Genomic DNA, 21295 nt, shown 5'->3' on the forward strand with positions numbered 1-21295 from the left:
TAAATTCAGGATGTTCTACAATTGGCTGGCTACCCTGCTGCCTGCAACTCACTTTCTTCCAAAAAATTTCTTTTTATCACTGTTAGCCGGTGCTAACTCACGAACAGCAGCAGCTGCTTCTATCGCCCTGTCCGCTTCAATTACATCGGCCCCGCTTTTGATGAGCTGCACATAGGCTTTCGCCCGCTCTTCTGCAGTAGGTAGTTTATCATAAGTGGGAGCCGTAGAGATCATGCACATGACGCCACGCTGGTGCAGCAGATCGAACATTTCTTTATTCTCCGGTTTATCGTCAGGGCCTACATAGGCCATGATCTGCGCCCAGGGAATACCGGCCTGTTCATATTCTTCCAGGGCTTTCTTTGTTTTTACAAAAGCCTCGAACAGCAGGTTCTTATTATCGTCGTAATAGAATTTGGCTTCTTTGGCATTGTGCACCGTAAGCATCACCCAGGCTTCGGCATGGTGTTTTTTGATAAGCTTTGCCGTAGTGGCCAGCGGTACATCCTTTTTATCGAGGATGAGCACGGTTTTGCCTTTGGCCCATACAATGGCTTCTTCGAGGGTGGGAACCCGGTAGGGCGTCACCTGGCCATTCACATCTTTCAATCGCAGTTGTTGAACTTCGGCCCAGGTATATTGGTTCAGCTTGCCATGACCGGTAGTGGTGCGGTCGAGCGTATCGTCGTGCAGCAACACGATCACACTGTCTTTGGTTAGCCGCGGATCAATTTCAAAAGTGGCGGGTGTGAACGCCAGCGAATGCGCAAATGCTTCAATACTGTTTTCGGGCGCGCCTTTATCGGGCCCGCCGCGGTGGCCGCTGATGAGCGGAATATCATGACCGGTGTATTTAAAATACTGTTGCAGGTCGTGCGGCGTGTTTATCAGTAACACGTTCCCTTTGTTCGACTGTGCCTGTACGGACACGGCAATAAAACAGGCTACAACTAACGCGAGTTGCCTACATTGTTGAAGGAGCATGGTATTTATTTTTGGCTAAGCGATCAAAATTTTGAATTCAGGTGCCGCAGCACGAACGAACCACCGGGTTCCAGCGTGAACATACTGGGCAATGCATTCTCCATAAAGAACAGGCGGTAATTGCGCAACGGCATACCCAACTTATGCGCCAGGAACAGGCGGTTCACCCCATTATGGGCTGCAACCAGGAAATTACCGCGTTGATATTTTTTCTGTAACCACTGAAAGAAATCATCGACCCGTTGCACGATGGCAGCGCCTGTTTCGCCCGTGCCCCCGGCCTTGTTACCGGCGGGGTCGCGCATCCAGTTGTGCCACAGCTGTGCATTTTCGGCCATAAATTCTTCTTTGGTTTTGCCTTCCCACAAGCCGAAATCGGCTTCTATGAGCCGGTCATCTTTTACCACGTTGGCGCCGCTGGCGAGTGTTGCCGTGGTAAAGGCGCGTTGCAGGGGGGAAGAAAAAACGCCATCCAGTTGAATGTGCTGCAACTGTTGCCGCAATAGTTCGGCCTGTTTCAATCCTTTTTCGGTGAGGGGAAGATCTGTTCTGCCACAATACCGGTTGTTATCGGCGTTCCAGGCTGTTTCCCCATGCCTGATCAAATAAATGTTAAGCATATGCGGTTTTGCTGATATAGCCTTTGCCGGCCAGTACCTCAATAAATTGCTGATAGTTCTGTTGATAAATAGTGGCAGGCCCCGCCTGGGGATGCACTTCTTTTTCAATTTGGGTCAATGCTTTGGCAGCTTCGGTAAGCGACTTAAAATGCGTTTGTGAAGCGGCGATGATGGCGGCGCCTACGGCGCCGGTCACGTGCTTCATTTTATACACGGGCAGGTTGAGCACATTGCTCCTGATCTGCAACCACAGATCGCTGTTACTGCCGCCACCCGCGGTAAACACCGCCTGTACGTTTTCGCCCGACAATTGTTCAATTACTTCATAAGCGTAGCGTTCAATATAAGCCACGCCTTCAAGACAGGCGGCAAACAAAGTGGCCGGCGGTAAGCCAGCCGGTTGAAAACCTGTTGCCTGCGGCGCTATAAAGGGAAAGCGTTCCCCCTGTTGTTTTAAAGGCCAGGCCAGGTGTTTGGTAGGGACCAGTCTCGCAGCCTGTGCCGTTAAAGCAGCCAGGTCAGTACCAAAATCGCGCGTTACCCAATCGGCGCCGGTATTGCTGGCGCCACCGGGCATCCAGTACCCTTCGGGATGGCGATGACAATATAACCTTCCCAGCGGATCATTGATCTCCTGTGTGGTAACGCCTTTTACCACCAACGTTGTTCCTATAGTGGTGTTCCAGTCACCTACCTGTACCGCACCGGAGGCGATCTGTGCCGCACAACCATCCGTCATGCCGGCAACAATTTGTATCGTTTGCGGTAAACCCAATGCGGCTGCCAGTTCGGGCAAAATGGTGCTTACGGTTATGCCGCTGGGTTGTACCATTTGTAACCAGCTTTGCTGGATGGGCAATTTTTCCCAGATATAGGCCGGCCATTCTTTTTTGCGCACATCGTACCCCGATTTCAACGCATTGGTATAATCGGTTATATCGTAACGGCCGCTTAATTTACCAATGATAAAATCGGCGGCATGAATGAATTTACCCAGCTGTTCGGCCTTACCGGGATAGCGGTTGATAAACCATAACATTTTGGGCAATCCGCTGCTGGCATTGAAGGCGGTATAGCCATTGCTGTTCTCTGCGAGCGCCACTTTTTTGCAATAGCTGGCTTCCTCGGCCGACCGCGGATCGCTGTACATGATGGCATTGTATAATGGCTGATTGTTTTTATCGAGCGGGATAATAGTGCCGGAAGTGGAAGTAACGGAAATGGCCTGTATATCGGCCAACCGGATAGTCGCTTTCACCTGCGCTATCACCTGTTGCAGGCACAAAAAACAATCGTGCCACCATTGTTCGGGCGATTGTTCTTCGCGCGACTGGTTGTTTAAGGGAAAGGCCTGTTCGCCACTGCCCAGCACTTCGCCGAGCGAGTTGATCAATACGGCTCTTGCTCCTTGCGTGCCTACATCTATACCTATAAAATATGGACTGTTCATTTTAAGAATAATAATGTTAACCTGGATCCTTTATCGTTTTAAGAAACTGTTACAGGTCTCAAAGTTCAGTTACCGGTTGCCAGTTACCGGTTTCCGGTTACTGGTTGCCGGTTACAAGCTACTGGTTACCGGTTGCCAGCTACTGGTTTCCGGTTACTGGTTGCCGGTTACCGGGCCCTTAATGCGGAATGCTTGCCAGTAATCAGAATGCCATAAATTTGAGCCCGGCAACTGGTACCTGGTAACTGGCACCTGCTTTATTACATTCCCCTGAAACTCATCCTCACTTTCTTCCACTCTTTATACAAAGCAGCGTAATAGGATTGTTTTTCAGGATGAACCACTTCAATGGTATCATCAAATTCAACCGCCACTTTCAATGCTTCATTACAGATAAGCGCACCACCTATCACGGATGATTGTTCGAAGCCGCGGCGCACCTGCACTTTCTTGTTCAGCAAACCGGCAAGCACGGTACGCAGGGCCACGCTTTGCAAACCGCCGCCACAGGCCCATACATAATCGGGCTGGTGACCGGCCACTTCGCATAAGATCTTATAATTCTCTGCAATGGAACAGGCAATATCGACGAGGGTGGCCCATACAAAATGCGCGCGCGTTAACTGATGCGATACCGGGGTGGGAAAAACAAAACCGCCTTTGATCAGCGGGGTTTTTTCATCGGCCACCACCGAGCCCAGCGAGGCCACGCAAAATGCTTCTTTGGTGGCGGCCAGCTCCTGCTCTATCACCGCATAACTTTCGTTGGGATAAAAGATCTCTTTTAACCGTTGAAAGTTTAACCCCGTTACGCCGGCATTGGCTTCAAACACCAGGCGGGTGGGGTCAATATCCCTGCTCGTCCAGGTACGTTGCTGCGCATCGAGCATATAGGTATCAACCAGTTTTACGATGGGCGTGGTGGTGCCGGAGACGATCACCATATCTTCCACCGCCGGCTGCGTGCTGCGGATGGCGAGCTGTGTATCGCCACCGCCCACTACTACAACGGCATCTTTTGAAATATTGAAGTCAGCAGCGATAGCAGGTAATACATTGCCGAGAATAGCACCTGAATTGTTCAGGGGCGGCAGCAGGGAACTGTCTATACTAAAAAGATCACAGAGTTCTTCGCTCCATTGCCTGAACTGTACATCATACAACAGGGTTTCGGAAGCCTGCGAGTGCTCATATTTAATAACACCGCTCAATTTATATTCAACCCAATCGCTGATGCTGACAAAGCTTGCACAGTTCTGCCACACCTCTTTCCACCGCTTTTTTATACCCAGTAATTTGAAAGCAGAGAACAGGGAGGTGGGATACCGGCCGGTGAGCTTATACACGATGGTTTTATCGGGCACTGTTTCTTCCCACTCGCGGCCGCGGTGATCGATGTTGGGCAGGCCAACGAGCGATTCACCGTTCCTGCCCAACAGTACAATGCCTTCGCGCTGGCTGGTGCCTGTTAACGCCCGGATGGTAACACCGGGTAACCCAGCGATGACCTGTTTGGCCAAACGGGTCACCTGTTGCCATAAGGCATCGGCATTAAAGTACAGGGCATCGGGATATTTATCATCGCGGATGTATTGAATATCTTCCCGCGCAACACCCAATACTGTACCATTGACGCTGGTAGCTGCCACGCGTACATTACCGGTGCCGATATCAATAATTATATATGCTTCGTTTTTCATGGTATACTTTAGATCTGTACAGTAAGGATTTCTTTATTGGCCAGCCGTGCGCCGGTTTTTTTATTATGCACGAACCAGTCGACCAGGGTTTTATTTAAAATGGTCACATGATGATCTTCCACCTCAAAAGTGGCGCCGGCAATATGCGGCGTGGGCAGCACATTGGGATGGTCGATGATACGGTAATCGATGGCATCGGGTGGCTCATGATCAAAAACATCAAGGATCGCGCCACGGATCTTCCCTTCTTCCAGCACCCGCAACAGGTCGTCGCGTTTTACCACTACCGCCCGGGCCGTATTTACAAAAATGGCACCGGGTTTCATTTTCGACAACAACGAATAATCGATGAGCCCTTTGGTTTGTTCGGTCACCGGCAAATGTATTGACACAATATCGCTGGTAGCAAACACTTCTTCGAGCGACAGCGATTTGTAGGCTTTGTCGTATTCTGTAACATACGGATCATAGAACTGTATGGGGCAGGGATAGCATTGCAGCATGGTAGCAATGAGCTGACCGATGGCGCCAAAACCAACCAGGCCAACGGTTTTACCTGCCAGCTCGGCGCCCTTGAATTGCAGGTACGAGGTATGCGCCCCTTCGGCCCAGTTGCGGCCCCGTAACCAGTCGATACCCGCAATGGTGTTGCGCATAAAGGTGATCACATTGGCGACAAATAGTTCGGCCACGGCCTGCGCGTTGCGCGCCGGGGTATAAAAAACAGGGATACCGTGTTTGGTAGCCGTTTCAATAGCAACATTTGAAGGCGTTCCCCGGCATACGCCAATAAACTGCAAATGCGTATTGGCATTAATAACCTCGGCGGTTACATGATCGTGCTCGGTGATCAATGCGGTGGCTGCTGTAGACTGTAACAACGCCGTTAATTCATCGGCATAATAAGCACGGCCATGCGGCTTCCAGGGCCTGTAAATTACCTCGCCAAAATGTTGCTGCAATGTTATTAACCCGTTATCATTATACGGCGCCGTCACAAGGATCTTCATAATTTATGTACTTTGATTTTATGTTACTGTATACTATAGGTGAATGGTCAATGGTCAATGGTGAGTGAGCTCGCGATATTTCGGGAGTCTGAACATTTGGAAACCCTTTCACGTTTGCCGATTGCCGATTACCGATTACCGATTACCGATTCTTAATTCTCCAGTTTCAGTTTTTCCATTTCCGCCACCTGTACACTCTTCTCATTCACATGATGCAGGGTCTTCGCATTATCGGGCAGCGTAATGAATTTGGTGAGCACGGCGCTTATGAAATACAGCACCGCCAGGATCCAGATAAGCCCTTCTTCACCCACCAGCGTAAAGAACAGGCCAACCAGCGCGGGCCCAACAAACACAGGCAAACCGGCGCCCAGGTTTAAGATGGCCATGGCGGCGCCTTTGTCTTTTTTCACCAGCGAAGGCACCAGGGCCGATAAAGGCACATAACCGGCCAGACAGGCGCCCCATAAAATACCGGCGGTGAGCACAATGGCGAAATTACCGGGAGCGGCCTGGGGCACATAATACAAACCAAGGGTAGTAATAGCGCAACCTATACCGCCAAACCACATAATGGTATTGCGCCAGCCAAGGCGGTCGCCTACAAAACCGAAGATCAGATTGAAAATGATATTGCTGGTAAAAATGGTTCCCCAGATCTTGAGCCAGGTAATGGTATCGAATCCGTGTTTCTCCATGTACATAGGCAAAAACACGGGGAAGGCAAATTGCGCGGTGGTATTGATGATGCGCACGATACCGCCGATCAGTACTTTCGGTTCTTCTTTTACGATGGTTAACCCTTTCAGCAATTCCCCAGCTTTGCTGGTGGTGTTTTGCCCGTTGGCACCGGTTTTAAAGGAAGCCTTGTTCAACAGCAGGGCGAAGAACGCGCCGATCAATACCCAGAACACCGAGCTCCATAACGTATTGATGTATCCCAGGCTGTGAATGGCCCAGCTTGAGTAAAAAGCGCCGAGCACATTGAGGCCGCCCGTAAATACAAACCAGAACCAGCCCACAGCCCGGCCGAGTTTTTCTTTCGGGCTTTGATAGGCGATCCAAACCATAAAGGAGTACGCAAATAAAGGATAACCAAACCCACGCAGGGCGTAGGTAACGATCATAACGGGATAGTTCAGTTGCGGAAGCCCCATGCCTACAAAACCGCAGGTGCCGGCCAGGTATAATAACAACCCGGCGAGCATGGTCTTCCTGGGGCCAAACCCTTCGGCCAGCACGCCCGAAAACCAGGCCGAAACGGCAACGGTTATTCCATAAGCCGTGAACAGGGTGGCATTTGCTGAAACGCTTAAACCTCTTCCATTTAGGTACGGACTTAACCAGCCGGTTTCCATACCATCGCCCATCATGAATATGAGGATACCTATATAGCCCCAGAGCAGGGACATGGGAATGCCGGTTTTGTCGGCTAATGAATTTTTGTTGGCAGCAGTCATCGTTTATTAAAGTTGTTTGTTTGTGATTCGTTGTATTAAGACCCGGTTGCCGGTTGCCGGTTCCCGGGTACCCGGTACCGGACCTTTATTTCGGAATTGCCGGCAATAATCAACCTGCCAGAAATTTGAGCCCCGGAAACTGGTAACTGGTAACTGGTAACTGGTAACTGGTAACTGGTAACCGGCAACCGGTAACCGGTAACTGACATTCATTTACAAACCTTCACTACAGCATTGTCATCATAACTAAACCCAGCATTCAGGAACCATCGTCCTTTATATGCTTTCAACCCATTTAACTGAAAAACGGTATTTCCCTTGAGATCGATCACCTTATCATTGTACCACTGCTGATCGGTATCGATGGACTGCATCAAAATGGCCGGGTATTTATCACTGGGGCCATTTGAAACGCTTTTCACCCGGGGCAGCGCACATTGCCCGGTAACGGTTCGCTTTGTAAGATCTATCGACCACACTTTGCTGCTGGTAGATAACCACAACGAATCTTTGCCATATAACGGAAAAAGATCGTGACTACCACTAGCGGGCAGGGTTAAACTATCTGTAAGGGTGAGATCGGGCGCCGCACAATTGAAATTATACGTGAAGGCGTACAATTTGTTCCCTGAGGCGGTCCACAGCACCTGTCTTTTTTTATCCCACACCACATTATGCGCATCGGCCACGGTCACTTTTTTGGTATAACCGCTATAGGGATTGGCCGTGGTATCCATTTTCATCAACATGAGGTAACTGCCGGTACTGGCAGCGATCACCAGGTTGCCATCGGGCAGCACTTCGGCTGAATGAATATTGCCATTGCCGGCATAGCCGTAAAACACGGTCTTTTTATCGGCGATCCTGATGAGGGCCACCCCGCCGGCAGATGCATTGGCCAAAATGTACCTGTTGTTGTAAACCGGTTTGGCGTCGCTCATATTCACGAACCATTTTACGTCTCCGGCGGCCACACCCGCCTGGGCCGGTTGCCATTCCCACACCACCTGTTTGGTATCTACATCGGCTATTACCACCCGGTTCACCGATTGATCGGCAAAAACGATCTGCCTAACTGTGGCGCCGGTACCGGTGGAGTCGCCCCCATTATCGGGCGTATTCCCCGACGAAGATTTGGAACATTGAGTAATGAATGCCGCTGCCAGGCCGGTTATGACCATGATCCTGAAAGGAATAGTTTTCATATGCTTAATTGTAATCGCTTTAAATTTTGTTTAAATGTTATACATTACTCCCAGCGATTATTAACAATTGACAACCATTGCCCCAAAAAAGTACTAGAACGGATCAATAAAAGAGCTGCTATTTAATCGGGGCCCAGGGCCCGTACCGTTTAAATCTCTACCAAAGTAAGTAAAATTTACACTATTTAAACAAAAATTAAAAGAAATAAATCTTTTTAAACTTAAAATTAAACCCACTATTCTCCCGCAATCGAGTGCATTAATATTAACTCTTATTTAAAAAATTAAACCCCGCGTAAAGCTTTTTACAATAAATTTGAACCTGGGAATTTGGGATTTAAGGGATAGTGGGATTTCGGGATTTTGCGATTTCGCGATTTTGTGATTTCGGAATTGTGGGAATTTGAGATTTTGAAGATTGGAGTTTCCGAATTAATAAGGAATGCAGCGCATAAAGAAATCTCTAAATCCCTAAATCTATAAATCTCAAAATCTAATCCGCAATTGCCTTCATTATGACTATTACTGACAGACACCAGCTCATTATTCAGAAATTACAGGAAAAAGGACGGGTAGATATTCAGGAACTCAGCGAAGAGCTGCAGGTTTCGGGCGTTACCATTCGCAAGGACCTGAAATTGCTGGAAGAAAAGAACCTGTTATTCCGCACAAAAGGCGGTGGTTCTATCAATAATCCCTATGCCATTGAACGCACCATCAATGAAAAGGAGTTTATCAATGCCGATCAAAAGAAGAAGATCGCGAAAGCGGCGCTTTCCCTGCTGGGGCAGAACGACAGCATAATAATAGGTTCGGGCACTACGGTGTTTGAACTGGCGCAGGCGCTGTACCCACCCAAACATATAACGGTGATAACCCCGGCGTTGCGGGTGGCCATTGAATTATGCAACCGGCCCAATGTTGATATACTGCAAATAGGCGGGCTCATTCATCACAGCTCGGCTTCCGCTGCCGGCGCCTTTGGCGAACGCCTGCTCGAAGATATTTCGTGCGGATTGCTGTTTATGGGTGTTGATGGTATTGAACCCGAATTTGGCTTAAGCATCACCAACCTGGCCGAAGCCAGTCTCGATAAAAAAATGATCTCCGTTGCCCAGCAGGTAGTGGTAATGGCCGACAGCACCAAGTTCGGCCGCCGCGGCATTGGCCGCATCTGCGGGTTAGACCAGGTTGATTACATCATCACCGATGCGGGCGCACCAGCTGAAACCATCAGGCAGTTGGAAGAAAAAGGCGTGAAGACGATCATTGCCGAATGAGTTGCCGGTTACCAGTTACCAGTTACCGGTTACCAGTTACCAGTTACCGGTTACCAGTTTCCAGTTGCCGGTTACCAGTTTCCAGTTACCAGTTACCAGTTACCAGGAAACAGGTACCAGTTACCAGTTTACCTGTTTCCGGTTGCCAGATCCTAACTTCCAGACTCCCGAAAACAGCTGGCATTCCTGATTTCCCGGAAACCGGTACCCGGTAACCGGCAACCAATTCCAGATAATTCATCAACGCAACCAACTTTATCGATTGCCTATTAACTTACTATAATCCTCCTCATTCAAATACTCGAGGATATCGCCCGGCTGACAATTCAGGATCTTACAGATCTCATCGAGTGTGGAGAAGCGAATGGCTTTGGCCTTACCGCTTTTGAGCACACTTAAATTGGCAATGGTGATGCCTACCCTTTCACTGAGCTCGGTGAGGCTCATTTTTCGTTTCGCCAGCATTACGTCCAGATTCACTACAATAGGCATATTAAATAGTTAAGTCCTGTTCTTTTTGCAATTTGTTTCCTTTTTGAAATGCCTTTCCGGTTATATAGATCACAACCACCGCAATAAAAAGCTGCGTCTTAGCAGCTACTTTTGACCAGATACCGGGAAATATAAAATCATCAGGGATCATTTTCCAGAAACAGAGCCGTATGATATAAGGCGACAGGATAGTGCCCACCGTTGCTATCAGTAATGCCAGCGCCATGAGGTTCAACCGCCGCACGTTCTTATCATCAAAAGCATTGCCTCTTGAAATATTGATCAGGATCTGTAAAGGAAATCCCAGAAAGAAATAGCAACCGGCAGCCACCAGCAAACAGCTGGCTAAAGGACCTGCAATACTCAGCACCTTGTATAATTGTGCTGAAACCGGGATGAACAGCATTTTATTTTCGGCCGAATACCGCACCGGTATTTGCTTTCGTTCATAATGGCCATAACGCCAGGTATCACTATGCGACTGTTTTACTGAATCTATTTTCAGATAAGCCAGGTTATACGTCCCATTCTGAACAAAGAACTTTGTGCTTTCAGGCAGGGAATACCCCTGCAGGCTGAGGTAATGCAAATTGTCGGGCATAGGAACCCGCTGGTTCAACATGCGGTTGAAATAAGCCGTGGTATCGCGCAACTGGTCTTTAATGCGCCTGATACTGTCTTCATTGGTAAGCCTGGCTATTTTATTATTGGCTGCAATTGTCAAACTGTCTAACCGGTCAGTAATATGTTTTATTCTTATTTTTTCTTCCAGGCTGGTTATAGGCGTATGCAAGGTATACATACCCAGGGAGCCAAATGCCCAGCCGCCTTCCATTGACACCCCTCTGTTCTCCAACTGCCGCTCCTCATTCATCCGCTTTATGCTATCGGCCAGGTGTTGATACAAATAATGCGGCAGGGAATCATTTACAGGGGCCGGATTCGCGAATAAACCGCCAAAAGCAGTATCGTCGTCGTAAGTTAGATAGATATCTGTAGTAACCCTTCCGCTGAAATTTTCATTGCTGGTGGTTGTACCCCAAAATGTTAGTATGAACCAGGTGATGACTATACCTGTTACGACCAGCGCCAGCACGCTGCGGCTCCGTTTTCGCATAGAAATAAGTTTCCTGCAAAATAACATATTTATCGATAAACGATAAATATGTTATTTAAAAGGGAAATTTAATGCCTTTATTCAGGTCCATCAGACTGAACAAGATGCCATTCGGGGCAAATAAAAAACCCCGGTTGTTGCCGGGGCCTTTCAATATAATCAGCGAGTGTTATTGGGCATTTTCACTGGCCGCTTTTTCGGGAACTGAGGCAGTTGCGGGAACCGGAACGGGTTGAACCGCCACCGCCGCTGTTTGCACAGCCGCTACCGGCGCCGCTTCATCCTCGACCCAGTCGGCCGGCAGATAGCCCTTATACTTTTGCAGCACAGGACTCATTTTCTTCTTTACATATTTGGAAATGATCTCGAACACCACAAAACCAATGATAATGGAGATCATCCATTCCATGGCACTGAAGGTTTGCTTGTCGACCACCGTTTTTTTGGCGGTAAGCCCCCACAGGTTTTTGATGCTGCGGGTGGTAAAGAAATGCGCTACTAAACGTGTGGAGGCCATACCAATGGCAAAGCCAACAAAGTTGCCTGTAAAATTACTGTACATATACTGCAGGAACTTTTGGCTGGTATTGCTTTTCATAGTGTAATGTTTGGTATACACTAAAATAATACCTTCCTGCCGTAATCACACGCCTGTGTAAAAAATAACCTATTTACAACACGATCATCTTACGCACACTGTACTCGAGCAGGCGTTTCAGGTATTTTAAATTCCTGCGGCTGTAACTACTGATGCTCAGGGCAAATAAAGGGGTAATGGCCTTTGAAATGCCGGCGGGCCGGGCCCGGTGCCGTAACCGCATACAGGTGCGGTTTTCATCAACGGCCTGCCACCCGAAGGTGGTTTCCAGCATCATGCCATTGCTTTCGGTTCGCATCACCATTTTTTGACCGGCAATGAACTCCACCACTTCGTAGGTATGTTGCTGATAACGATGCATCACCTGCTCATTGATCACCAGTTGGGTGCCTGCCCGTAAAGGCATTCCTTTACTAAATTCAACCGATCTTATGTGCGTACACCAGTGGGGGGCATTGGCGGGGTCACTGACAAATGCGCTCACTTTTTCCTTGGGGAGATTGATGACAATCTCATTGATTACGTTTACCATAATAATATAACTTCTAAATAAACAATCTCTTACATGGGCGCGCGCGCAGGAACGGTGTTTTTCAAATTATGGCTGGAGGTACCTATGGAGTGCGGATACATAAAGATAAGCACCACCGCTTACCAATCAATACCCTTGTTTGTTATCTTATCGCAAATCAAGCCCCCAGCAGGGGTTCACGTAAATGTTAAATAACCATTGCCCCGGCCCGGGCCAAACCATAAATTGTGACCCAAAAACGGTAAACGTTTTACATTTGCAAAATGGATTATTTCAAAAGCCTGCTCGAACTGCTGAAAACCGAACGTGAAGAGGACCGGCAATTGTACCTGAAATTGAAGCAAACGACCTCTGTTGCACAACGCAGGGCCAACGGACTTACCTGGTACCCCATCGCCATCCGCGACCAGGAAATGAGCCGCGGCGATTACCTCACCGTTGAAGTGGAACGCACTACCCATCACGACGTCATACACCAGTTGCGCTTTGGCATGCCCGCCGTACTGTTCTCGAACCATGATGCAGAAACCAATAAAGTGGAAGGCACCATCAGTTTTGTGAATGGCAACCGGCTGAAGATCACCCTGCGCACCGATGAACTGCCCGATTGGGCCAGCGATGGCAAACTGGGCATCGATCTGCTGTTCGATGAGAACAGCTACGATGAAATGCAGAACGCCTGCAAACAGGCGATGCAACTGGCCGAAAAACCAGCCGAAGGCCGCCTGATCCAGATAATCACCGGGAACAAAGCGCCCACATTCGAAACCACTGTTGCAGCAGCTGTTCCCGCATTGAATACCTCGCAGCAGGCTGCGGTCAATAAAATTCTGCAGGCCAATGACCTGGCCATTGTGCATGGCCCGCCGGGAACCGGTAAAACCACTACCCTGGTGCAGGCCATCAAAGCCATGATAAAACAGGATAACCAGCAGATACTGGTGGTAGCGCCCAGCAATACCGCCGTTGACCTGTTGAGCGAAAAATTAAGCGATGAAGGGTTGAACGTGTTGCGGGTGGGTAACCCCGCGCGGGTGTCGGAACGGTTGCTGTCGCTGACGCTCGATTATAAAATGGCCGAGCACCCCCATACGAAAGAAATAAAGCGCCTGAAAAAACAGGCCTCGGCTTTTCTTGATATGGCGCACAAGTATAAACGCCATTTCGGCAAGGCGGAACGCGACCAGCGCAAAGCCCTGTTTGCCGAAGCGCGCAATATCATGAAAGACGTCGACAATTCGGAACAATATATCATCAACGACCTGGTTGCCAAATCACAGGTGATCACCGCCACCCTGGTGGGCGCCAACCACTATACCGTGCGCAACCTGAAATTTAAAACGGTGGTGATCGATGAGGCCGGGCAGGCACTGGAACCCGCCTGCTGGATCCCCATTCTGAAAGCACAAAAACTGGTGCTGGCGGGCGATCATTGCCAGCTGCCGCCAACGGTAAAAAGTTCGGAGGCAGCGAAGAACGGACTGGCCACTACCCTGCTGGAAAAATGCGTGGCCCTGCATCCCGAGGCGGTGGTATTGCTCGAAGAACAGTACCGCATGCACGAAATGATCATGGGTTACTCTTCCACCGCTTTTTATGACGACAGGTTAAAAGCCCATGCTTCCGTAGCCCGCCATGTGCTGTTCTCGAACGACAACCCGCTGGTGTTTGTTGATACGGCCGGTTGTGGTTTTGATGAAAAGACCGAACAAACCAGTACGTACAATCCGGAAGAAGCGGCCTTCCTGTTCAGGCACCTTACACAGCTGGTATCGGCGCTCGACAGTCATTACAAGCCCGATAATTTCCCCAGCATTGCGATCATTTCGCCTTACAAACAGCAGATAGATACGTTGAAAGAACAATTCCTGAGCTCGCCGGCGCTGCAGGTATATGAACATAAGATCGCCATCAATACCATCGACAGCTTTCAGGGCCAGGAACGCGACATTGTATACATCAGCATGACGCGCAGCAACCCCGACAACCGCATCGGCTTCTTAAGCGATATCCGCCGCATGAACGTGGCCATGACGCGCGCCCGTAAAAAACTGGTTGTCATTGGCGACAGCGCCACCCTGTCGCAATTCCCCTTTTATTCAGATTTTATTTCCTGGGCGCAGGACCGCAATGCGTATCAAAGCGCCTGGGAGTTTGTGGAGTAACAGATGAATGTTACCAGGTAACAGGTACCAGGTACCGGTTACTGGTTGCCGGGCAAAAAATTCGGAGAGCCTGACTACAGACAACCTTTTCGATATTCAATTCCTGGGAACCGGGAACTGGCAACCGGTAACCGGGAACTGGCAACCGGCAACCGGTAACAGCAACATTCTTCATTCACCTTTCAACCCTTTATCTATCCCTCACCTCTTCACTCTCTAAATACCTTTTTGCCTGCATGTTGTACAACGCGGCATATTGTTTATCGAGCAGCATCAGCTCCCGGTGCGAACCGTATTCAATGATGCGGCCATGCTCGAGCAAAATGATCTGATCGGCATTTTTTACGGTACTGAACCGGTGCGTGATGAGGATGACGGTATTGCCCTGCAAATTCTGCTCAAGCGTACTGAAGATCTTTTCTTCCGTTACCGCATCGATGGAAGCCGTGGGTTCATCGAGAATGGTGACGGCCGCATTGCGGTAAAACATGCGGGCAACAGCCAGGCGCTGGTGCTGGCCCTTCGACAGATCGATACCACCGGCAAATTCTTTCCAGATAAGCTGATCATAATCTTTTATAAAATCATCGGCCCCTGAATACTGCGCCGCCCGTTGCAGCCGCTCTTCTTTTTGCGCCGGCAGCTGGCCATTATCCTCAATACGCCCCACCCCAATTGATTCGCGGATGGTGAGGTTGTACACCGGAAAATCCTGGAACAAAATACCGAGGGCGCTTTGCCAGTCTTCGAGGTGAATATCTTTTAAATTAATGCCATTCACATAAATATTCCCTTCGGTAGGATCATAAATGCGGCAAAGCAATTTGATGAGGGTGGTTTTGCCTGAACCGTTCACGCCAACGATGGCCACTTTTTCGCCCGGCTTTATGGTAAAGGAAATATGCTGAAGTACAAAGGGCGTTTCGCCTTCTTCATTGGGATAGCGGAACGATACATTATCAAATTCGATCAACGGCGGTTCTTTAAAGGCAATGCGCACGGCATTCTCTTTTGATACAATGCGGGGTTGCAGCGCAAACAACTCGAACCAGCGCGCCGCATACCGCGATGCTTCTTCGGCGTAGCCAATGCTTTCAATGTACCCGTTAATAGTTTGGTAGAACCGGGTATAGGTGCTGAACGCCAGCAGCAAACCGCCCACTGCAATACCGCCGGTGAGGGCCTCCCGCGTCATAAGGCCAATGGCCGCAAACAGGAACAGCAGATACCAAAGGCTCATGATGCTGTAAGAAATGGCTTTCTTGCGTTCGGCGGCAATGATCTTGTTGTTATACGACATTTTATGGTCCCTGATCTGGTCTTTGAGCCAGGTTTGCAGCTTGAGCAGGATGACATCCACCGCTTTTTGCAATTCTTCAAAATGTGAGATGCGGTTATTGATGATGCGCTGATCGTTGATCGAAAAATACCGGATGCGGAACACCTCCATGCTGTACTTCTTGTAAAAGAAATATACCGGCGCCGCCGCCAGCACCGCAAAAACCACCAGCCAGTGGTTCAGCGACCACAGGATACTGATAGAGGTTATGATGCTGGCAAAATTGGTAGCGGAGTTAAAAAAGAAATCCTGCAGGTTCAGTACGCTGCCATTGCCCCACTCCTGGGCGCTGCGCAACAGGTTCTGGTACGAACTGCTTTCAATAGTGCCGATATCCAGTTTACCCTGCCGCTCAATTTTATACATCTCGAGCCGGACACTTTGCTGCATGCGGAAGATCATGCGGTAATGCGTATTGATGTTGCCTACCATCAATGGCAGCAAAAATGACAGCCCCAGCACTACCGACTGTGTTACCAACTCACTGGTTCGCCCATGCCCCTGTTTTATTTTAATGATCTCATCGACTATGGAAGAAAAACTGGTGAACTGTAGATATACCACTGCCCCCTGGAAAATATGGAACAGCATGATCATGATCATCAATCGCCGGTTGGTTTGCCAGGCAAAATCAATTGATTTGATGGCAACGCCAAACATATTCTTATAGTTCTTCATGCGGAAATGTGTGTTTTGACCTGGTGCCCGCCCCGCCGGGGAACTTACTCCCGACAAGCGGGGGTAAAGATTTTCATTGCAATTTATATTATAATGAAAATTTTGACAAAGAACGTTTCAGGCCTGAAATGTGTGTTTATACTGATGTGAACATAATTTACGGAAAAAAGTTCACCAGGCCTGTTTTGCTGTGAATTTGTTAATAGCTAAAATTTTATTTGGAACATTCGTTCCAATACCTATACCTTTGTTCCGGAATGATCATTCCAATATCATTACCTAAACAATTTAACAGTCATGAGTCGATTACAAAATAAGACCGCCCTTATTACCGGCGGCAACAGCGGAATAGGTTTTGCCACCGCCAAAGAATTCCTGGAACAGGGCGCCACCGTTATCATTACCGGCCGCAGCCAGGCTTCGTTGAACGAGGCCAAAAAAGAATTGAACGGAAAAGTGCATACCATTCTTTCGAACACCAGTAACCTGGGCGAAATTCGCTCGCTGGCCAAACAGGTACAGCAGATAACGCCGCAGCTCGATGTAGTGTTTATCAATGCCGGTATTGGCAAGTTTGCGCCTATTGAAGCGGTTACCGAAGAACATTTCGACGAACAATTCAACACCAATGTAAAGGGCGCTTATTTCACCATTCAGGAATTGTTGCCTTTAATTAAAGATGGCGGCTCCATTATTCTGAATACATCCATCAGTGCACATATGGGTATGGCCACTTCGAGCGTGTATTCGGCCACCAAGGCAGCCCTGCTCACCTTAACGCGCACCCTCTCAGCAGAATTATTGCCCCGCCGCATTCGGGTAAATGCTATTAGTCCGGGCCCGGTAACCACCCCCATATTCGGGAAAATGGGCATACCAGCTGAACAGATAGACGGCCTTAAAACTTCCATACAAGGCCAGGTGCCCATCGGCCGCTTTGGCGAGCCGGCCGAAATTGCCAAAGTTGCCACCTTCTTCGCTTCAGACGATTCTTCCTTCGTACTGGGCGCCGAGCTCATCGCAGATGGCGGCATGATCACTTTGTAAAATTTGTGGTAATTTTGGAACGCAAATTCCAAATACGCCCGATGCCAAAGAAAAAACAGTTCAACGAAACGGAAGTGTTGATGAAAGCAAAGGAGCTTTTCAGTGAAAAAGGATACAATGGCACTTCAATGGACGACCTGGTGCAGGCCACGGGGTTAAGCCGTTCGAGCATCTACGATACGTTTGGCGACAAACATGGCCTGTTCCTGAAAAGCCTTAACCATTACCGTGGTTCGCAACAGGGCGACCTCGAAAAACAATGCGCCCGTACAGACAGCCCGAAGAAAAAGATCAGGTATATTTTTGATTATACCATCAAAGATATACTGGCCGATAAGGAATGCAAAGGCTGTTTAATGATCAATGTGACCATGGAGCTGGGGGCAGTTGACAAGGAGGTGGCCGCAGTGGCCGTATCGAACATGGAAGAAATGGAACAGGTGTTCAGTTCGCTGGTAAAAGAGGGGCAGGCAAAAGGTGAGATCTCCAAAAAATTCACGCCCAAAGCGCTGGGCCGTCATTTATACAGCAGTTTAATGGGACTGCGCGTAACCGGTACAAGCCGGCCCGATGCAGATGCCCTGCGTGAGATCACAAAACTCGCACTCTCTGTTCTGGATGAATAAAGGGTTACCAGGTACCAGTTACCAGGTACCAGTTACCAGGTACCAGTTACCAGGTACCAGTTACCGGGCCATAAATCAATGGCAGGCCGGGGATTTTCCGGCATGCTTGCAATAAGGGCCTGGTAACCGGATACCGGTAACCGGAAACTGAAACATTTATCAACTGATCAGGTTTTATGCTTATGGCTTTTTCTTACTTTCAGGCGGTGATTTAAAAATGATCTTCCCGATGGGCGGCATGGTATCGCCCAATAAAAATCCCCAGGGGTTGAGCGGCGTAATTCTATCAAAAATAACTTTCAGGATGGCGGTAAGCGGCACCGCGAGGAACATGCCCGCAACGCCCCAGATAGCGCCGCCAATAAAGACCACCACAATGGACACCAACGCATTGATGCGCACTTTGGAGGCTACAATGCGCGGCATTATATAATGGTTATCGATAAACTGAACCGCCATATACAACGCCAGTACCCACAGCACATATACCGGCGATTTGGTGGTGTAGGCGATCAACACCGGTAATACCACGGCAACAATACCGCCTATATAGGGAATAATATTCAGCAGGGCCCCTATAATGGCGAGCAGCAGGGCATAATCGATCCCCAACAATAACAAACCAATGCCATTCAGCGCCGCTACAATGGCCGCCTCCAGCAACAACCCCACCAGGTAACTTTGAATAAGGGTTTTGGTTTCGTACAGTACTTCCCCCACCGTTTCATGGCTTTCGCGGCGAAAGACCCGCGAAAAAAAATCGAGCAGCAGGGGTTTATAAAAAAGGAACATGAACACATAAACGGGTATCAGAAAAAACAGCTTCAGCACAGCCGTAGCCGTGATGAGGGTTTGGCCCAGGATAGCGGCGGAGGCATTCAGCTGCCGGTTCTCGGTATCAACTATGTATTTATCAACTTTATCACCACTGACCCTGAATGTTCGCGATGCCCATTGGGTAAACTGCTGTAACAACATATTGAGCTTTTGCTGCAGCACCGGCAAACTGTCGGCAAACCGCAATGACTGGTCAATAACGAAATACATGAGCCCGAAAAACAGGAGTAACAATAAGATAACTGCGATGCCTATGGCCAGTACCCGGTTTATACGGTGCCGGCATAACCGGTTCACCAACGGGTTCAGTAAAACGGCCATGATGGCGGCATATATCACGGGCAAAATGATGCCACTACCTATATATAAAATATAAAAGAAAATGAACAACCCTGTGATCCCCAGGGCTGCAACAATTACAAACGGGGTTTTACCGGTGGTATTCATAATTTTTAGGGCAACAGTACGCCTGTTCCTTATTGTAATACAATTCCCGGGCCGCTGTTACTGACCTGGTTTATGGCAATTTGGCTACACCAATGTAGATTTGCCGGATATGATCCAGGACAACCTATTACTGATCCTTTCCTTGTTATTTGCCATCAGCATTCTTACGATGATCAGTGGCAAATTGAAAATAGCTTATCCTATCTTCCTCGTAATAAGCGGCCTGCTTATCAGTCTTATACCCGGTATTCCCCCTGTTTCGCTGAACCCCGACCTGGTATTCCTTATTTTTTTGCCCCCGCTGTTGTACGCGGCGGCCTGGAACACCAGCTGGAATGATTTCTGGCGGTTGAAACGCCCCATCAGCCTGCTGGGGTTTGGCCTGGTCATCTTCACTTCTGCCGCCGTTGCCTTTGCCTGCCAGCTCATGATCCCCGGTTTTTCGCTGGCAGCCGGTTTTTTGCTGGGCGGTATTATTTCACCGCCCGATGCCATTGCAGCCACGTCGGTATTACAGGGATTGAAAGTGCCCAAAAGAGCCCTTACCATACTCGAAGGCGAAAGCCTGGTAAATGATGCCGCGAGTTTGATCGTATTCCGGTTTGCGCTGGCCGCCGTAATGACGGGCCAGTTCCATATGTGGGAAGCCACCCGCACTTTTTTTGTGGTAGCAGGCATGGGCATATTGATTGGTCTCGTAATTGCGCATGTGGTATATGCCATTCACCGGTTCTTCCCCACTACACCCGCCATCGATGCCGCCTTCACCCTTATTACCCCCTACATCATGTACATTACGGCCGAACATTTTCATGTTTCGGGCGTGCTGGCGGTAGTAAGCGGCGGCCTGTTCCTCACCTACCGTTCGCCCGACCTTTTCAGTTATGATGCCCGCATACAGGTGCTGGGCCTGTGGGATACGCTGGTGTTCCTGTTGAATGGATTTGTATTTATACTGATAGGCCTGCAGTTGCCCGGGATCATTCGCGGTATGGAAAATTATTCAGTGGGCGAAGCCATCTCCTATGCCATTATCATCAGCGTGGTCACCATCCTCATTCGCATCATCTGGGTTTTTCCCGGCGCCTATGTACCGCGTATGCTGTTTAAAAGCATCCGGGCAAAAGAACCCGATCCGGGCTGGCGCAATATATTGCTGATAGGCTGGAGCGGGATGCGCGGCGTGGTATCGCTGGCTTCTGCGCTGGCGGTTCCGTTAACGCTGGCCAATGAACGCGCCTTTCCGCACCGCAATCTTATTTTGTTCATCACCTTTGTGGTGATCCTGTTCACGCTGGTATTGCAGGGCCTGAGCCTGAAACCGGTGATCAGGCTGTTGAAAATAAAAGGCGACCCAACAGAAAAAGAGACCATGCAGGCGCTCGATATGCGGTTACGGTTGGCCAATGCCGTACTGGCGCATATTGATGAAAGGTATGAGAAAGAAATAGGAACGAATGAAACGTATAAACGGGTGCGCGACCGGTATGCCCGCATGATAGAGATCACCCAGCAAAAACTGGATGCCCCGTCAACTAAGGATGAAGGAACGTCGTTTTTGCCGCATTACCGGCAAATGTTGCTGGAGCTGATAGATGTACGCCGCCGCGAGCTCAATCATTTCAGGCACAACAATACATTCAGCGAAGAGCTGATAAAGGAACGTGAATGGGAACTGGACCTGGAAGAAGCAAGACTGAGAAGATAG

General features: G+C 49.0%; 19 protein-coding genes. 6 read left to right on the forward strand and 13 right to left on the reverse strand.

Features of this window, described 5'->3' with window-relative positions; genetic code table 11:
- Positions 1 to 48 precede the first annotated feature (48 nt).
- The 7 genes from A3860_RS03635 to A3860_RS03670 all read right to left on the reverse strand — a co-directional run bounded on the left by A3860_RS03635 (position 49) and on the right by A3860_RS03670 (position 8429).
- Positions 49 to 984 (reverse strand): glycerophosphodiester phosphodiesterase family protein, encoded by a 936-nt coding sequence (locus tag A3860_RS03635; protein WP_081145194.1) that lies wholly within the window; start codon positions 982 to 984, stop codon positions 49 to 51.
- Between the two features lie 23 nt (positions 985 to 1007).
- Positions 1008 to 1604 (reverse strand): histidine phosphatase family protein, encoded by a 597-nt coding sequence (locus A3860_RS03640; protein WP_081145195.1) that lies wholly within the window; start codon positions 1602 to 1604, stop codon positions 1008 to 1010.
- Entirely contained in the window at positions 1597 to 3054 is a 1458-nt protein-coding gene (locus tag A3860_RS03645) for an FGGY-family carbohydrate kinase (RefSeq protein ID WP_081145196.1), read from the reverse strand. The genes A3860_RS03640 and A3860_RS03645 overlap by 8 nt, the downstream gene beginning before the upstream one ends.
- A gap of 260 nt (positions 3055 to 3314) precedes the next feature.
- Positions 3315 to 4754, reverse strand: a complete 1440-nt coding sequence (locus A3860_RS03655; RefSeq protein WP_081145198.1) for an FGGY-family carbohydrate kinase — start codon at positions 4752 to 4754, stop codon at positions 3315 to 3317.
- A gap of 8 nt (positions 4755 to 4762) precedes the next feature.
- On the reverse strand, positions 4763 to 5764 hold the full coding sequence (locus A3860_RS03660) for a 2-hydroxyacid dehydrogenase (protein WP_081145199.1): 1002 nt from the start codon (positions 5762 to 5764) through the stop codon (positions 4763 to 4765).
- Positions 5765 to 5916: 152 nt separating this feature from the next.
- Positions 5917 to 7224, reverse strand: coding sequence for an MFS transporter (locus A3860_RS03665; RefSeq protein WP_081145200.1), 1308 nt, complete (start codon positions 7222 to 7224; stop codon positions 5917 to 5919).
- A gap of 209 nt (positions 7225 to 7433) precedes the next feature.
- The gene (locus tag A3860_RS03670; RefSeq protein ID WP_081145201.1) at positions 7434 to 8429 is read right to left on the reverse strand and encodes a DUF6528 family protein; all 996 of its coding nucleotides are present in this window, start codon (positions 8427 to 8429) and stop codon (positions 7434 to 7436) included.
- Between the two features lie 515 nt (positions 8430 to 8944).
- Here A3860_RS03670 and A3860_RS03675 point away from each other — a divergent pair.
- Complete coding sequence (locus A3860_RS03675) at positions 8945 to 9709, forward strand: DeoR/GlpR family DNA-binding transcription regulator (RefSeq protein WP_081145202.1); 765 nt, start codon at positions 8945 to 8947, stop codon at positions 9707 to 9709.
- Positions 9699 to 9899: a hypothetical protein gene (locus A3860_RS41595; RefSeq protein ID WP_216823369.1), complete on the forward strand. Its 201-nt coding sequence runs from the start codon at positions 9699 to 9701 to the stop codon at positions 9897 to 9899. Before A3860_RS03675 ends, A3860_RS41595 begins: the two co-directional genes overlap by 11 nt.
- A 65-nt stretch (positions 9900 to 9964) precedes the next feature.
- Here A3860_RS41595 and A3860_RS03685 read toward each other — a convergent pair whose 3' ends face one another.
- From A3860_RS03685 to A3860_RS03700, 4 genes are all read right to left on the reverse strand, one after another.
- Complete coding sequence (locus A3860_RS03685; RefSeq protein WP_081145204.1) at positions 9965 to 10201, reverse strand: helix-turn-helix domain-containing protein; 237 nt, start codon at positions 10199 to 10201, stop codon at positions 9965 to 9967.
- Position 10202: 1 nt separating this feature from the next.
- Positions 10203 to 11318 carry a DUF2975 domain-containing protein gene (locus A3860_RS03690; protein ID WP_158085128.1) on the reverse strand — a complete coding sequence of 372 codons (1116 nt, stop codon included), beginning with the start codon at positions 11316 to 11318 and terminating at the stop codon, positions 10203 to 10205.
- A 169-nt stretch (positions 11319 to 11487) separates the two neighbouring features.
- Positions 11488 to 11916, reverse strand: coding sequence for a hypothetical protein (locus A3860_RS03695; RefSeq protein WP_081145206.1), 429 nt, complete (start codon positions 11914 to 11916; stop codon positions 11488 to 11490).
- A 73-nt stretch (positions 11917 to 11989) separates the two neighbouring features.
- Positions 11990 to 12448, reverse strand: a complete 459-nt coding sequence (locus A3860_RS03700; protein WP_081145207.1) for an SRPBCC family protein — start codon at positions 12446 to 12448, stop codon at positions 11990 to 11992.
- Positions 12449 to 12711: 263 nt separating this feature from the next.
- Here A3860_RS03700 and A3860_RS03705 point away from each other — a divergent pair, with 263 nt between their 5' ends.
- On the forward strand, positions 12712 to 14613 hold the full coding sequence (locus A3860_RS03705) for an AAA domain-containing protein (RefSeq protein WP_081145208.1): 1902 nt from the start codon (positions 12712 to 12714) through the stop codon (positions 14611 to 14613).
- Positions 14614 to 14803: 190 nt separating this feature from the next.
- Here the strand turns inward: A3860_RS03705 and A3860_RS03715 are convergent, their stop codons facing one another.
- The gene (locus A3860_RS03715; RefSeq protein WP_081145210.1) at positions 14804 to 16630 is read right to left on the reverse strand and encodes an ABC transporter ATP-binding protein; all 1827 of its coding nucleotides are present in this window, start codon (positions 16628 to 16630) and stop codon (positions 14804 to 14806) included.
- Between the two features lie 297 nt (positions 16631 to 16927).
- Between A3860_RS03715 and A3860_RS03725 the strand changes: the two genes are divergently transcribed.
- Positions 16928 to 17677: an SDR family oxidoreductase gene (locus A3860_RS03725; RefSeq protein ID WP_081145212.1), complete on the forward strand. Its 750-nt coding sequence runs from the start codon at positions 16928 to 16930 to the stop codon at positions 17675 to 17677.
- Between the two features lie 41 nt (positions 17678 to 17718).
- Complete coding sequence (locus tag A3860_RS03730; protein WP_081145213.1) at positions 17719 to 18303, forward strand: TetR/AcrR family transcriptional regulator; 585 nt, start codon at positions 17719 to 17721, stop codon at positions 18301 to 18303.
- Positions 18304 to 18483: 180 nt separating this feature from the next.
- On the opposite strand, the gene A3860_RS03735 is transcribed toward A3860_RS03730, so the two are convergent.
- Positions 18484 to 19587: an AI-2E family transporter gene (locus tag A3860_RS03735; RefSeq protein ID WP_081145214.1), complete on the reverse strand. Its 1104-nt coding sequence runs from the start codon at positions 19585 to 19587 to the stop codon at positions 18484 to 18486.
- 109 nt (positions 19588 to 19696) lie between these two features.
- Here A3860_RS03735 and A3860_RS03740 point away from each other — a divergent pair, with 109 nt between their 5' ends.
- Positions 19697 to 21295, forward strand: a complete 1599-nt coding sequence (locus A3860_RS03740; protein ID WP_081145215.1) for a Na+/H+ antiporter — start codon at positions 19697 to 19699, stop codon at positions 21293 to 21295.

Source organism: Niastella vici (genome assembly GCF_002077945.1).
Classification (GTDB): domain Bacteria; phylum Bacteroidota; class Bacteroidia; order Chitinophagales; family Chitinophagaceae; genus Niastella; species Niastella vici.

What these genes read in the sequence shown, in the direction of transcription:
- A3860_RS03670 (WP_081145201.1), bottom strand. Translation starts at nt 8,429, where the DNA reads ATGAAAACTATTCCTTTCAGGATCATGGTCATAACCGGCCTGGCAGCG.
- A3860_RS03645 (WP_081145196.1), bottom strand. Translation starts at nt 3,054, where the DNA reads ATGAACAGTCCATATTTTATAGGTATAGATGTAGGCACGCAAGGAGCA.
- A3860_RS03740 (WP_081145215.1), top strand. Translation starts at nt 19,697, where the DNA reads ATGATCCAGGACAACCTATTACTGATCCTTTCCTTGTTATTTGCCATC.
- A3860_RS03690 (WP_158085128.1), bottom strand. Translation starts at nt 11,318, where the DNA reads ATGCGAAAACGGAGCCGCAGCGTGCTGGCGCTGGTCGTAACAGGTATA.
- A3860_RS03675 (WP_081145202.1), top strand. Translation starts at nt 8,945, where the DNA reads ATGACTATTACTGACAGACACCAGCTCATTATTCAGAAATTACAGGAA.
- A3860_RS03640 (WP_081145195.1), bottom strand. Translation starts at nt 1,604, where the DNA reads ATGCTTAACATTTATTTGATCAGGCATGGGGAAACAGCCTGGAACGCC.
- A3860_RS03700 (WP_081145207.1), bottom strand. Translation starts at nt 12,448, where the DNA reads ATGGTAAACGTAATCAATGAGATTGTCATCAATCTCCCCAAGGAAAAA.
- A3860_RS03715 (WP_081145210.1), bottom strand. Translation starts at nt 16,630, where the DNA reads ATGAAGAACTATAAGAATATGTTTGGCGTTGCCATCAAATCAATTGAT.
- A3860_RS03685 (WP_081145204.1), bottom strand. Translation starts at nt 10,201, where the DNA reads ATGCCTATTGTAGTGAATCTGGACGTAATGCTGGCGAAACGAAAAATG.
- A3860_RS03635 (WP_081145194.1), bottom strand. Translation starts at nt 984, where the DNA reads ATGCTCCTTCAACAATGTAGGCAACTCGCGTTAGTTGTAGCCTGTTTT.
- A3860_RS03705 (WP_081145208.1), top strand. Translation starts at nt 12,712, where the DNA reads ATGGATTATTTCAAAAGCCTGCTCGAACTGCTGAAAACCGAACGTGAA.
- A3860_RS03695 (WP_081145206.1), bottom strand. Translation starts at nt 11,916, where the DNA reads ATGAAAAGCAATACCAGCCAAAAGTTCCTGCAGTATATGTACAGTAAT.
- A3860_RS03735 (WP_081145214.1), bottom strand. Translation starts at nt 19,587, where the DNA reads ATGAATACCACCGGTAAAACCCCGTTTGTAATTGTTGCAGCCCTGGGG.
- A3860_RS03655 (WP_081145198.1), bottom strand. Translation starts at nt 4,754, where the DNA reads ATGAAAAACGAAGCATATATAATTATTGATATCGGCACCGGTAATGTA.
- A3860_RS03725 (WP_081145212.1), top strand. Translation starts at nt 16,928, where the DNA reads ATGAGTCGATTACAAAATAAGACCGCCCTTATTACCGGCGGCAACAGC.
- A3860_RS03660 (WP_081145199.1), bottom strand. Translation starts at nt 5,764, where the DNA reads ATGAAGATCCTTGTGACGGCGCCGTATAATGATAACGGGTTAATAACA.
- A3860_RS03665 (WP_081145200.1), bottom strand. Translation starts at nt 7,224, where the DNA reads ATGACTGCTGCCAACAAAAATTCATTAGCCGACAAAACCGGCATTCCC.
- A3860_RS03730 (WP_081145213.1), top strand. Translation starts at nt 17,719, where the DNA reads ATGCCAAAGAAAAAACAGTTCAACGAAACGGAAGTGTTGATGAAAGCA.